11 protein-coding genes are annotated in these 12,437 nt (G+C 74.8%); 7 read left to right on the top strand and 4 right to left on the bottom strand.

The features are described from left to right. Positions 1–76: 76 nt before the first annotated feature. The 3 genes from E2C05_RS22480 to E2C05_RS22470 all read right to left on the bottom strand — a co-directional run bounded on the left by E2C05_RS22480 (position 77) and on the right by E2C05_RS22470 (position 2,630). A complete protein-coding gene (locus tag E2C05_RS22480; RefSeq protein WP_133221886.1) occupies positions 77–493 on the bottom strand; it encodes a cupin domain-containing protein in 417 nt (138 codons plus the stop codon). Between the two features lie 27 nt (positions 494–520). Continuing rightward, positions 521–1,264, bottom strand: a complete 744-nt coding sequence (locus E2C05_RS22475; RefSeq protein WP_133221885.1) for an SDR family oxidoreductase — start codon at positions 1,262–1,264, stop codon at positions 521–523. Between the two features lie 370 nt (positions 1,265–1,634). After that, the gene (locus E2C05_RS22470) at positions 1,635–2,630 is read right to left on the bottom strand and encodes a tripartite tricarboxylate transporter substrate binding protein (protein WP_133221884.1); all 996 of its coding nucleotides are present in this window, start codon (positions 2,628–2,630) and stop codon (positions 1,635–1,637) included. Between the two features lie 266 nt (positions 2,631–2,896). Here E2C05_RS22470 and E2C05_RS22465 point away from each other — a divergent pair, with 266 nt between their 5' ends. Next, the gene (locus tag E2C05_RS22465) at positions 2,897–4,600 is read left to right on the top strand and encodes a methyl-accepting chemotaxis protein (protein WP_133221883.1); all 1,704 of its coding nucleotides are present in this window, start codon (positions 2,897–2,899) and stop codon (positions 4,598–4,600) included. 80 nt (positions 4,601–4,680) lie between these two features. Here the strand turns inward: E2C05_RS22465 and E2C05_RS22460 are convergent, their stop codons facing one another. Beyond that, positions 4,681–5,667 carry a tripartite tricarboxylate transporter substrate binding protein gene (locus E2C05_RS22460; RefSeq protein ID WP_133221882.1) on the bottom strand — a complete coding sequence of 329 codons (987 nt, stop codon included), beginning with the start codon at positions 5,665–5,667 and terminating at the stop codon, positions 4,681–4,683. Between the two features lie 133 nt (positions 5,668–5,800). Here E2C05_RS22460 and E2C05_RS22455 point away from each other — a divergent pair, with 133 nt between their 5' ends. From E2C05_RS22455 to E2C05_RS22430, 6 genes are all read left to right on the top strand, one after another. Next, positions 5,801–6,799 (top strand): catalase family peroxidase, encoded by a 999-nt coding sequence (locus E2C05_RS22455; protein ID WP_133221881.1) that lies wholly within the window; start codon positions 5,801–5,803, stop codon positions 6,797–6,799. A 70-nt stretch (positions 6,800–6,869) separates the two neighbouring features. Next, positions 6,870–7,874 carry a sialic acid TRAP transporter substrate-binding protein SiaP gene (locus tag E2C05_RS22450; RefSeq protein WP_240046832.1) on the top strand — a complete coding sequence of 335 codons (1,005 nt, stop codon included), beginning with the start codon at positions 6,870–6,872 and terminating at the stop codon, positions 7,872–7,874. Positions 7,875–8,000: 126 nt separating this feature from the next. Beyond that, a complete protein-coding gene (locus E2C05_RS22445; RefSeq protein WP_133221880.1) occupies positions 8,001–8,765 on the top strand; it encodes an SDR family NAD(P)-dependent oxidoreductase in 765 nt (254 codons plus the stop codon). A gap of 322 nt (positions 8,766–9,087) precedes the next feature. Beyond that, entirely contained in the window at positions 9,088–10,830 is a 1,743-nt protein-coding gene (locus E2C05_RS22440) for a hypothetical protein (protein WP_133221879.1), read from the top strand. Beyond that, positions 10,830–11,483, top strand: a complete 654-nt coding sequence (locus tag E2C05_RS22435) for a hypothetical protein (RefSeq protein ID WP_133221878.1) — start codon at positions 10,830–10,832, stop codon at positions 11,481–11,483. The genes E2C05_RS22440 and E2C05_RS22435 overlap by 1 nt, the downstream gene beginning before the upstream one ends. Continuing rightward, the coding region (locus tag E2C05_RS22430; protein ID WP_133221877.1) for a peptidoglycan-binding protein at positions 11,483–12,437 on the top strand (955 nt) is incomplete at its 3' end. The genes E2C05_RS22435 and E2C05_RS22430, both read left to right, overlap by 1 nt.

Below are 12,437 nucleotides of genomic sequence, written 5' to 3'. Positions count from 1 at the left end.
TGGCGCGGCGGACGCGCATCGCGGCCTGACCGCGCCCGGCCGCCCCGCGGCATCGGCGGGGCGGCGCCCCGTGCCGTCAGCGCCGGGCGGGGGTGGTCAGCACCGTCTCCGCCGTCTTCACGACGAAGACCGCCAGCAGCTTCGCCGGCGCGCTGTCGCTGGCATTGGCGCTGACCGCATGGTGGTCGCCGGGATGCTCGACGAAATGCTCGCCGGCACGGAAGACCCGCTCCGGCCCGTCATTCAGCCGGCTGCGGATGGCGCCTTCCAGCACGGTCGCGGCGATGAAGGCGGAGGGCGCATGGTCATGCGGCGGCGAGGCGCCGCCCGGCCCGTATTCCACCAGCACGCCGCGCAGGCTGCGGCCCGGCAGGTCCGGCAGCGGATGGTCGAAGACCGGCGTGACCCGCGCCTCGCCCGGCGCCAGGCCCTGGGCGAGGGCAAGGACGGGCGCGGCGAGCAGCAGCGCGGACAGGATCAGGGCGTTTCGCATGGCGGGTCTCCTTCGGGGTGGGGCGGGTCAGGCGCGGGCCAGCCAGTCCGCGAAGCGGGTGGGGCCGCGCCAGGCCGCCGCGTCCGGCACGAGGGAGCGATCGTCGATCGCCGCGCCGAAATAGCGCGCCCGGGGATCGGCCAGCACCGGCCGCGGGTCGCCCATGGCCCGCAGCAGGCGGGCGACGAAGTCGGCGAAGGGCGCGCGTTCCGGCCCCGCGGCCTCGATGATCGCGTCGCGCGGCGGCGCGGCGACCACCTCGGCCAGGGCGGCGGCCACGTCCTCGGCCGCCATCGGCTGGAATGGCGCGACGGGCACCGTCACCCGCCCATCCACCGTCATCGCATCGGCGATGCCGGCGAGGAATTCGAAGAACTGCGTGGCGCGCAGGATGCTGTGGGAGAGGCCGGAGGCGCGGACCAGCGCCTCCTGCGCCTGCTTGGCGCGGAAATAGGCGTTCTCCTGCAGCCGGTCGGTCCCGACGATGGAGAGCACGACATGGTGCCGGATGCCCGCCGCCGCCGCGGCCGCCAGCAGCCTGCGGCCGGAGCGCTGGAAGAAATCGAGCGCGGCATCGCCGTCGAGGCGGGGGCTGTTGGCGACATCCACCACCGCGTCCGCGCCGTCCAGCGCCGCGTCCAGCCCCTTCCCCGTCAGCGTGTCGACGCCGGAGCGGGGCGAGGCGGCGATGGCCGCATGCCCCTGCGCGGCGAGGCGCGCGACCAGCTTCGTCCCGATCAGCCCGCTGCCGCCGATGACCACGATCCGCATGCCGCCCGTCTCCCCCCAGGCGACGCGCGCCGCCCTGTCGCGGGGAAGACGAGCCAGGGCGGGCCGGCGTGACCGTGCCGGCCGATGCTCGCCGCGGCGTGATGCCCGTCATCGGGGGCTGGCCCGGAAGGTCAGCGGCGCTGCGCCGGCTGGGCACCCTTGCCTGCCGGCCAGGACGCCTGCGCCGCCGGGGCGGACAGGCGCCGCCGGATCGCGCCGCGGCGCCGGCCCGGCCAGGTCCCCATGCCAGCGGCATGGATGTTCCATGAATGCCGGGCGCCGCGGCGCCTGCCGCGCCGTCGCGGCTTGCGGCGCCAGCCGCCCGGCGATCGGGGGGCCGTTGATCGGTCGGGATCGACGGCCGTCGGTCTCAGTCGATGGACAGGTTCAGCCGGGCCACCATCCGCTTCTCGTACTCGGCGCGCTGCCGGGCGAAGGCCAGGTAGTCGGCCGGGCCGAGATATTCCCGCGGCATGTCCCAGCGCTTCACGATCGCCTGGCTCGCCTCGTCCTCCCAGGCCTTGCGGAAGGCGCGGTGCAGGATCTCCACCAGTTCCGGGTCCATGCCCTTCGGGCCGGTGATCCCGTAGGGCGAGGTGACGGTCATCCCGTAGCCGAGGTCGTGCAGGGTCGGCGTGTCCGGAAAGGCGGCCAGCCTCTCCCGCGTCCAGACCGAGAGCAGGCGCAGCTCCCCCGCCTCGACATTCGGCCGCCAGGACGACGCATCGGCCACCACGTCGATCTGCCGGCCCAGCAGGGCGGTGACGCCTTCCTGGCTGCCGCGGAAGGGCACATGCGTCATCTGCACGCCTTCGCGCTCGCAGATCTCCTCCATCGCCAGGTGGTTGGTGGTGGCGATCCCGCTGGTCGAGAAGGTGACATGGCCAGGGCGGCGCCGCGCCGCCTCGATCAGGTCCTTGAAGGTCTTGTACGGCCCGTCGCTGCGCACCGCGGTGCCGAACAGGAAGCCGCTGACCTGCATGATGTAGGTGAAGTCGGCGACCGGATCCCAGGTCTTCTGCTTCGTCAGGAAGGGGTGGCGCAGGATCGACAGGTGGTGGTGCGCCAGGGTGTAGCCGTCCGGCTGCGCCTGGTTCACCAGGAAGATCGCCGCCTGGGTGCCCCGCGCGCCGGGCCGGTTCTCGATCACCACGGGCTGGCCGAGATCCTTGTTCATGATCTCGAACATCTGCCGGTGCAGCGCGTCCAGGCTGCCGCCGGGCGGCCAGGGGATCAGGAAGCGGATGGGGCGGTTGGGGAAGCGGCCCTGCGCCAGGGCCGGCCTGGCCAGCGGCGCGAGCACGGGGGGCGCGAGGACGGCGCCAGCCGCCAGGCCGAGCGCGGCGCGGCGGGTCATGCGGATCATGCGGTGTCTCTCTCCCGGCGGTCTTTTTCCCGGCGCCGCGCCGCCCCTGCGGGCCGCCGGCGACGCCGGACGCAGCTGAGGCGCAACGCGGCCCTGCGGCAAGCCGCGCGCGGCCTTCAGGCGGCGTTTACCGGCGACAACTTATCTCTACCCGCATCCAGGTTACAAGAAGTTCACAGAAAGGTCCCGCCGTGCTTCCATCCGCCCCGCCCGCAACCGGGTCTTCCTCACCCGCGGCGGCCCCGGCCGCCGGGGTGCCCGGGGCGGTGCCCAAGGGGTTTTCCGCCTGGGCGGCCTCGGTGCCCATGACGCTGCGCGGCTTCCTGGTGCTGGGGATCTTCGGTGCCGCGGCGATCGGCGCCACGCTGCACCAGACCGCCGAGACGCACCGCCTGAACGAGGCCTATCGCGTCATCGCCGAGGAGCGGGGGCCGGGCTACATCGCCCTGGCGCGGGCGCAGCGGCATTTCCAGATCGTCGGCCGCCACCTGAACCGCATGGTGATCGAGGCCGCCGATCCCGCCGCCCGTGCCGCCCTGTGGCGCGAGGTGGAGGCCGAGTTCGGCAATTTCGAGACGCGCATCCGCCAATTCGAGGCCGGCGATCCCGGCCAGCGCGCGGTGGCCGCGGCCAACCGCGCCCGCCATGCCGAGCTGGAGCGGCACGCCGCCGCCGTGCGCGACGCGCTGGCGGCGGGGCAGCGCGACCGCGCGGTGGAGATCATCCGCCGCGACGTGGACCGGGTGGTGGACGGGCTGCGCGACGCGCTGAAGGACCAGGTGGACGCCAATGTCGCCACCCAGGCCGGCCTGGCCGCGGCGGCGCGGGACCGGGCCGAGACCGCGCTGCTGCAGGGCTGGCTTGCCCTGGCGGCGGCGCTCGGCCTGTCGGCCGCCGCCGTGGTGGTGCTGATCACCCGCGGCGCCGCCCGGCCGATGCGCGCCCTGGCCACCCGCATGCATGCGCTGGCGGATGGCGACCGGGACAGCGCGGTGCCCGGGACGGCCCGCGGCGACGAGATCGGCGTCATGGCCCGCTCGGTCGAGGGCTTCCGCCAGGCGGTGGCGGAGCGCGACCGGATGGCGGCCGCCGTGGCGGCGGAGCAGGCGGCGCGGCAGGCGCGCGCCGAGCGGGTGGAGCGCCTGGTCCGCGGCTTCGAGGCCGAGGCGGGGGAGGCGCTGCGCGTCGTCGCCATGGCGGCGACCGAACTCGACGGGACGGCCCGGGCCATGCAGGGCGCGGCGGAGGATGGCAGCGCCCGCGCCGCCTCGCTGGCCGACGCCTCGGGCCAGGCCAGCACGCATGTCCAGGCGGCTGCCGCCGCGGTCGACCAGGTGACCGGCAGCATCGCCGAAGTGGCGCGGCAGGTCGCGGAAACGGCGAAGGTCGCCCGCGCCGCCGCCACCGATGCCCGCGCCACCGACGCGGCGATCAGCGCTCTGGCCGAGGCGGCGCAGCGGATCGGCGAGGTGGTGCGGCTGATCGGCGACATCGCCGGCCAGACCAACCTCCTCGCCCTCAACGCCACGATCGAGGCGGCCCGGGCCGGCGAGGCCGGCAAGGGCTTCGCGGTGGTAGCGAGCGAGGTGAAGACCCTGGCCGGGCAGACCGCCAGGGCGACCGAGGAGATCGGCCAGCAGATCGCCGCCATGCAATCCGAGACCGCCCGGGCGGTGGAGGCGATCCGCGGCATCGCCCGGACGGTCGAGGGGATGGACGGGCTGACCGCGCAGGTCGCGGCCTCGGCCGAGGAGCAGGCGGCGGCGGTGCGGGAGATCGGCCGGGCCGTGGCCCAGGCCGCTGCCGGCACCGAGGAGGTCGGGCGGCATGCCGGCGGGGTCACCGAAGGCGCCGGCCGCACCGGCGAGGCGGCGGCGAAGGTCCAGGGCGCGTCGGAGGCGCTGGCCCGCCGGTCCGAGGCGTTGCGCGGCCAGGTGGACGGCTTCCTCGCCGGCATCCGCGCCGCCTGACGGCGGCGGCGCGTCGGCGGCGCCGGTCGCGGCGCGCGCACCGGGCCGGGGCGCAGGCCCGTCCCGAGGGGCGGCGGGGGTCAGTCGATCCGCAGGTTCAGCCGCCGCGCCATCGCCTGCTCGTACTCCGCCCGGCGGGCGATGAACTGCCGGTACTCCGCCGTCGGGTAGTATTCCAGCGGCATGTCGAACTGCGCCCGCACCGCGGCATTGGCCGGGTCCATCAGCGCGGCATGGAAGGCGTCGTGCAGCACCCGCACCACGCCGGGATCCATGCCCTTCGGGCCCGAGATCCCGTAGGGCGAGGTGATGACCATGTCATGGCCCAGCTCGCGCAGCGTCGGCGCATCCGGGAAGCGCGGCGACCGCTCCGCGGTCCAGGCGCAGATCAGCCGGAGCTGCCCGCCCTCCACCAGCGGCGCCCAGGCGGAGCTGTCGGCGACGCTCATCACCTCCCCCGACGCCACCGCCACCGCCGCCTCGTTCGACGCGCGGTAGGGCACGTGGACGATGTCGATCTTCTCGCGCGCCGCGATCTCCTCCATAGCCAGGTGGTTGGTGGTGGCGATGCCGGAGGTGGCGTAGGTCAGCCGCCCGGGATTGGCGCGGGCCCAGGCGATGTAGTCCTGGAAGGACCGGATCGGCCCGTCCGCCTTCACCACGATGCCGAACATCCAGCCGCAGAGCCCGATGATGTGGCTGAAGTCGTTCACCGGGTCCCAGGGCGGGGTGCGGACCAGGAAGGGCCGGCGCACGATGGACATGTGCATCTGCCCCACCGTGTGGCCGTCCGGGCGCGCCTGCGTCGTCAGGAACTGCGCGCCCAGCGTGCCGGAGGCGCCCGGGCGGTTCTCCACCAGCACCGGCTGGCCCAGCGCCCTGGCCGAGATCTCGGCGAGCGAGCGCAGCTGCGCATCGGCCGACCCGCCGGGCGGCCAGGGCACGATCAGGCGGATCGGCCGGTCGGGGAATTTCCCCGGATTCGGCCCCTGGGCCAGCGCGGGGGCGGCGAGCGCCCCGGTGCCGAGGGCAAGCAGCGTCCGGCGGGCCGGTCCGGCAGGCGGCATGGCGTTCCTCCCTTGTCGTTGGCGCCCAATTGCCCTGGCTCGTCGCGGCGGGGAAGCCCCGCCGGGCATCGTGCGTTCCGCCCGCCTTGCCGTCCGGTAGGGTGCCGGCGACGTCAACGGAGACCTCGCCGCCATGCGCCTGACCCGCGCCTCGTTCCTCGTTGCCCTGCTCGCCGGCGCCGCCCCCGCCCTGGCCCAGACCGCGACCGCCCCGGCGACCGAGCCCCTGCCGCAGGCGCTGTACGACACCATGGTGGCGGGCAATGGCCGGGTCTTTCCCGGCGCGCGGGTGAACCATGCCAAGGGCGCGGTCTACGAAGGCAGCTTCACGCCGTCGGCCGATGCCGCGACGCTGACCGTGGCGCCGCACCTGCAGTCCACGCCTTCGACGCTGGTGCTGCGCTTCTCCAATGCCGGCGGCGTGCCGGACGTGCCGGACACCGCGCCCTCCTCCGCCGTGCGCGGCCTGGCCTTCACCTTCCGCCTGCCGGACGGGACGGAGACCGACCTGATGATGATCAACGTCCCGGTCTTCGTGACCCGGACGCCGCAGGACTTCCTGGCGCTGCTGAAGGCCGGGCAGGCGACGAAGCCGGGGATGCCGGCGCCGACGCCGATCGCGCAATTCCTCGGCGCGCATCCGGAAGCGCTGCGCTTCGTGCAGCTGCCGAAGCCGGTGCCGGAAAGCTTCGCCACCGAGCGCTTCTTCGCCCTGCATGCCTACCGGCTGACCGACGCGGCCGGGGCGACCCGCTTCGTCCGCTTCCGCGTGGTGCCGGCGGCCGGCACCGCCTATCGCGGCGCGGAGGCGCTGGCCGGCCTGCCGCCCGACCTGCTGTTCGACGAGCTGCGGACGCGCGTCGCCATGGGCCCGGTGCGCTACCGGCTGCAGGCGCAGGTGGCGGCCCCGGGCGACGTGACCGACGACCCGACCATCGCCTGGCCCGAGGACCGGCGGCTGGTCGAGCTCGGCACCATCAGCGTCACCCGGGCGGTGCCGGACAGCGCCATGGCGGAGCGGCGGATCGGCTTCCTGCCGAACCGGGAACTGCCCGGGCTGGCGGTCTCGGCCGACCCCTTCCTGGGGACGCGGGCCGATGTGTACGCCATCGCCTTCCCGGCGCGGCAGTAGCGGCCACCCTTGCGGCGCCGCACCGGCTTCCGGCAGCATCCCCCGGCAACGAAACAGGGGGGGGGATCGGATGACCGGGCATCACCGGATGACGCGCCGCGGGGCGCTCGGCCTCGGCGGCATGCTGGGCGGCGCGCTGCTGGCGGCGCCCGCCCTGCGCAACCCGGCCGTCGCGCAGGGCACGCGGCTGCGCTGGGCGCATGTGTACGAGGTGAACGAGCCGTATCACCAGGAAGCGCTCTGGGCGGCGCGGGAGATCGGGCAGCGCACCGGCGGCCGCTGGAACATCGAGGTCTTCGCCGCCTCCGCCCTCGGCAACGAGCCGCAGATCAACCAGGGCCTCACCCTCGGCACCGTCGACATGATCTACACCGGCGTCGCCTTCGCCGGCGCCAGCTTCCGGCCCATCGCGGTCAGCCACGCGCCCTATGCGCTGCGCGACTACGCGCATTTCCAGGCCTACCGGGCCAGCGACCTGCACCGGGAGCTGATCGCCGGCTATGACCGGCAGACCGGCCACAACGCCCTGGCGCTGACCTATTACGGCGACCGGATGGTGACCGCGAACCGCAGCATCATGGCGCCCGGCGACATGCGCGGCCTGAAGCTGCGGGTGCCCCAGGCGCCGAGCTTCCTGATGTTCGCTCGCGCGGTCGGCGCCAACGCGACGCCGATCGCCTTCGCCGAGGTGTACCTGGCGCTGCAGTCGGGCACGGTGGATGCGCAGGAGAATCCGCTGCCGACCATCCAGGCGAAGAAATTCTTCGAGGTGCAGAGCCATATCTCGCTGACCGGGCACATCACCGACAGCCTGCTGACCATCGTCGGCAGCGGCACCTGGCGCCGGCTTTCGGCGCAGGACAAGGACGTGTTCGCGGAGGTGCTGCGGCAGGCCGCCGACCGCTGCGGCCAGGCGATCCGGCAGCAGGAACAGGAATTGGCGGCCTGGTTCCGGCAGCAGGGCAAGACGGTGCAGGAACCCGACCGCGCCGCCTTCCGCGCCGCCTGCGTGCCGCTGCACAACGTGGATGTCGGCTGGACCAGGGCGCAATACGACCGGCTGCAGGCGCTGTAGTTCGGGGCGCCGCCCTGGCGCCCGCCGCGCGAAGCCGGCCGCCACGGCCTGGGGCAGCGACGCTTCGCGGCTCTGGCACCGGGCTTGCCAGGGCCGGCAGACCCGCATCCGTAGGAGCAGCATCGCATGGGCCGCATCCAGGACCGCCTGGCCATCGTCACCGGCGCCGCGCATGGCCTCGGCGCCGCCATCGCGCAGCGCCTGGCGGAGGAGGGCGCGCGCCTCGCCCTGCTGGACCTGGACGGGGCAGCGCTGGAGCGCGTCGCGGCCGATCTCCGCGCGCGGGGCAGGCCGGTGCTGGCGCAGGCGGCGGACGTGACCGAGGAGGACGCGGTGCAGGCCGCCTTCGCCCGGATCGAGGCGGAATGCGGCGCGCCCGACATCCTGGTGAACAATGTCGGCGGCGCCCGCAACCGGCGGATCTGGGAGATGCCGGCGGAGGACTGGGACTTCACCCTCCGCCTCAACCTCCGGCCCACCTTCCTCTGCACCCGGGCGGTGCTGCCGGGGATGATGGAGCGGCAGGCGGGCAGCATCGTCTGCCTCTCCTCCGGCGCGCGGAATGGCACGCCCTGGTCCGCCGCCGACAGCGGCGCCGCCGCCTATTCCGCCGCCAAGGCCGGCATCGCCGGCTTCGTCCGCGCCGTGGCGCTGGAGGTCTCGCACCGCAACGTGCGGATCAACGCCGTCGCACCCGGCCCGATCGAGACGGAGCGGACGCGCGCCGCCTTCGCCCGCATGGAGCAGACGGTGGAGCTCAGCCCGAACCGGCTGGTGCCGATGCGCCGCGTCGGCCAGCCGCGGGAAGTGGCGGATGCGGTGCTCTACCTCGCCTCGGACGAGGCGAGCTACGTGACCGGCAGCATCCTGGACGTCGCCGGCGGGCGGTAGGACGGGTCGCGGCGCGACGCCGCCGCCCGGCCAAGCAGCGCCTGCGACGCGGCGTCCGGCGCGTCCCCGCGAATGCCTGCCGCGTGGCGGCGGCGCCGAAGCCGCGAGGCCGCGCCGGCCACGCATCCTGACGATGGCTGCCCGGACCGGCGCGGGCACGCGCCGGTGCGAGCCTCGCGGTGCGGGACCGGCGCCGCGCCGCATCCCGGCGCGCCTTGTGCGCCACCGCACGGCGTCGCCGGTCGCGTCCGCGCTTCCCTGTTGCCGGTTTCATGTGCCGACGATAACGTTCCCGCCGCGGTGGGAGGGGAGGCTGCCCGTCATGCCCGTCCGGGTCATGCTGCTCGCGCTCGGCCTGCTCCTCGGCCCGGCCATCGGCCCCGGTCCCGGCGCCGCCTTCGGCCAGGCGCGCCCCGCCCAGGCGCAGACCCAGCTCACCATCGGCCAGCCGCTGACCGGGGCGGAAACACCCGACCAGCTCCGCGCCCGCCTCCTGGCGACCGAGGCGGAGGTCCTGCGGCTCCGCGCCGGGGAGCCGGATCCGACAGCCCGCCAGAACGCCCTCGACATCCTGGTGGCGATGGTCGGGATCTTCGGCGCCATCGGCCTGGTCATCCTGCTGCTGCTGCTGTTCAACGCCCGCGACGTCGTCGCCAAGGCGCGGACCGACCCGCCGGACGATGCCTGGCGCGCCTATCTCCAGCTGCCGCTCGGCGTGCCGGACGGGTCCATACGGGCGCTGGTCTCGCTCTTCGTCATCATCTTCGGCCTGGTGGTGCTGGTGCTGCAGAAGCCGCTCGGCGTCACCAGCGTGGAGGCGATCAGCGGCTTCATCGGCATCGTCATCACCTTCTACTTCACCAGCCGCACCAGCAGCGACGCGCAGCGGACGACCGACGCGGCGCGGGACGCCGTGCAGAAGGTCCAGGCCAGCGCCGATGCCGCCGTGCAGAAGACGGCGGATGCGAGCCAGGCGGCTAGCCGCGCCGTGCAGGACATCAGCGCCCAGCGCGCCATCGCCCCGTCCCCGACGGCAACGAAGCCGGAGGACGTGACCACCGGCCAGGAGAAGCTGCGGCAGGTGCGCGACCGGCTGGCGACGGTGCGGCAGGTGGCGGAGGTCGCGGCCAAGCTCGGCCTCGGCACCGAGATCATCGCCGGCGCCGACAAGGCGATCCAGACCGCCGACGGGCTGCTCGGCGCGCTCGACCCGCTTCTGTCGGGCAGCCCGGACCCCGCGGCGATCGGCGGCGTGCTGCAGAAGACGGAGGAAGCGCTCGGCGGGCTGGAGAATGCCGGGCTTCCCGGCGTGCTGGCCGATGCCATCGCCGCCATCCGCGGCACCGCCGGCATCGCCGCGCCGATCATCGCCGGCATCCCCGGCGGGCCCATCGGCATCGTCGGCGGCATCGTCATGGCCGGGGTCAGGCTGGCGCAGGACCGGCAGAAATTCGAGGCGCTGAAGGCCGCCGTGCTGCGCAAGCCCTTCGACCCCGTGCTGCTGCCGCCCGCGGTGGACGGCGTGGCGGCCGCCGCGGCGCTCGCCGTCTCGCCGCAGATGACGGCGATCCTCGGCGCCAATGGGGCGGCGGCGGCGACCGAGCTGATGCGGCTGGTGACCCGGCGCGACCAGGGCGGCGGCCCCGCCCCGCTGGGCGACCTGGCGGACCAGCTGATGGCGACCGGCCTCGATCTCGGCGGCGGCATGGTGGTGCCGCTGGCCGACCACGTCGCCTCGGCGGCCGAGCTGCTGCGGGCGCTGGAGGAATACCGCAGCGGCCTCGTGTTCCAGGCGGCGAAGGCGCAGCTCGACGGCACGGTGGAGCTGCCCGCCGCCGCCGGTGGCGCGGCGCAATCCTTCCCGCTGCGCGCCCTGGCCGATGCGGCGCAATCCGTCGCCGGCGTGCCGGCCGCCGCGGCGCAGATCGAGAAGCTGGTCTTCCTGGCGGAGGCGCTCGGCAAGCTGCCGGGCGGCGCCGGGATGGTCGCAGGCCTGGTCGGCAAGGGGCTGGAAGCGGCGCAGCTGCTGCTGCCGAAGCGCGCCGAGATGCGGGAGGAATCGTGATGCGTCGCGTCCCCGTCCTGCTGCTGGTCCTGGCCGCAGCCGCCTGCCACCCGACCCAGTCCGACCTCGCCCAGCTCGGCCGCATGCAACGGCAGCCCGACCCGCGGGTGAATGCCGGGGAGCAGATCGCCTGCGACGCGCGCGATCCGGTCTGCGTCCGGCTGCAGGTGGCGCGCGGCAGCGCCTGCCAGCAGCTGGCGGAGGCGCTGCCGACCCCGGATGAGCGGCTGGCGCAGCGCCGCTGCGCGCTGGAGGCCTTCACCGCGGCCCGCGGCCTGCTGCCGGATGGCGCGGAGGCGGAGGATCGGCGGCAGGTCCTGGTCGGCCTCGCCTTCGCCCGCAGCGCGGACCGCGACAATGCGCCCACCGCGGCGAACCCTGCCGCCGCCGCGGCCCGCGATGCCGAGCTCGCGGCCGACCTGCCGGCGCTGCGCGCCACGCCGCGCGGCGCACCCTATGCCGCCTTCTTCGAGGCGCAGTCCCGGGGCTGGCGGGCGCTGCGCCCCGGCCTCGCCACGCCGGACGCTTGCCGCCTGTCCAGCGAGGCGCTGGCGGCGCTGCCGGCGGACCCGCTGCCCGACGACCTGCGCCAGAAGGCGACGACGCTGCGCGGCAGCCTCGGCGCCTTCCGCACGGCCAAGGGGTGCGCCTGATGCCCAGCGCGACGCTCGAACGCAATCTCTGGCTCACCGCGCCGATGATGCGCGGGGACGACGTGCTGGCGGTGCAGCGGCGGCTGGCCGCGCTCGGGGCGCAGATCGCGCAGGATGGGCTGTACGGCCAGGGCACCAAGGCGGCGGTGCAGGCCTTCCAGCGGGCCCAGACCCTGACGCCGGATGGCGTGGTCGGCCTGGCCACCTGGTCGAAGCTGATGGACCCGGCCGGCGCCGCCGCGGTGCTGCCGCCGCGGCTGGCGACGGACCTGCTGGACGTCGCCGCCCTCGCCGCGCCGCATGCCTTCGTCAAGGGCGGCAGCGCCTGGACGGTCGGGCCCGGCGGCGTGGCGGTGCAAGGCGGCGTGCCGTCCCTGCGGCCGGCGGCGGATGAGGCGGCGCTGGTCGCCCGCGTCTTCACCGACTACCTGCAGGCGCTGACCACCGTGCTGTGCAAGGTGCATGTGCCGGTGGAGCTGGTGGTGGCGACCATCTGCACGGAAAGCAGCGGCCGCAAGGATGCCCGCCGGCTGGAACCGGGCGCCGACCGGGACAACCCGGAACGCACGCCGGGCAGCGTCTCGCTCGGCCTCATGCAGACGCTGCTGAGCACGGCGCGGGAGGCGCTGGGCGAGCCGGGTCTGCGGCTGGAGGAATTGCGCGACCCCAAGCGGTCGATCGAGGCCGGGACGAAATACATCTGGAACCAGGCGCGGCAGACCCGCTTCGACCCGCCGCTGGTCGCCGCCGCCTACAATGCCGGCAGGCTCCGCCGCAACGACGGGCCCGAGAACCACTGGAAGCTGCTGCAATACCCGATCGGCACGGCGAAGCACGTGGACCGCTTCTGCCGCTACTTCAACGCCGCGCTGGCGCAGGATGCCGCCCTGCCGCCGGAGGTGCCGCGGATGCGCGACCTGCTCCGCGGCGGCGGCGGCGCCCCCAGGGCCGTGG

Source organism: Paracraurococcus ruber, assembly GCF_004353985.1.
Classification (GTDB): domain Bacteria; phylum Pseudomonadota; class Alphaproteobacteria; order Acetobacterales; family Acetobacteraceae; genus Paracraurococcus; species Paracraurococcus ruber.
This window is presented reverse-complemented; position numbering and strand designations above follow the sequence as displayed.

Excerpts from the sequence above, each read along its gene's own strand:
- E2C05_RS22480 (WP_133221886.1), bottom strand. The coding sequence starts at position 493 with ATGCGAAACGCCCTGATCCTGTCCGCGCTGCTGCTCGCCGCGCCCGTC.
- E2C05_RS22475 (WP_133221885.1), bottom strand. The coding sequence starts at position 1,264 with ATGCGGATCGTGGTCATCGGCGGCAGCGGGCTGATCGGGACGAAGCTG.
- E2C05_RS22470 (WP_133221884.1), bottom strand. The coding sequence starts at position 2,630 with ATGATCCGCATGACCCGCCGCGCCGCGCTCGGCCTGGCGGCTGGCGCC.
- E2C05_RS22460 (WP_133221882.1), bottom strand. The coding sequence starts at position 5,667 with ATGCCGCCTGCCGGACCGGCCCGCCGGACGCTGCTTGCCCTCGGCACC.
- E2C05_RS22455 (WP_133221881.1), top strand. The coding sequence starts at position 5,801 with ATGCGCCTGACCCGCGCCTCGTTCCTCGTTGCCCTGCTCGCCGGCGCC.
- E2C05_RS22450 (WP_240046832.1), top strand. The coding sequence starts at position 6,870 with ATGACCGGGCATCACCGGATGACGCGCCGCGGGGCGCTCGGCCTCGGC.
- E2C05_RS22445 (WP_133221880.1), top strand. The coding sequence starts at position 8,001 with ATGGGCCGCATCCAGGACCGCCTGGCCATCGTCACCGGCGCCGCGCAT.
- E2C05_RS22440 (WP_133221879.1), top strand. The coding sequence starts at position 9,088 with ATGCCCGTCCGGGTCATGCTGCTCGCGCTCGGCCTGCTCCTCGGCCCG.
- E2C05_RS22435 (WP_133221878.1), top strand. The coding sequence starts at position 10,830 with ATGCGTCGCGTCCCCGTCCTGCTGCTGGTCCTGGCCGCAGCCGCCTGC.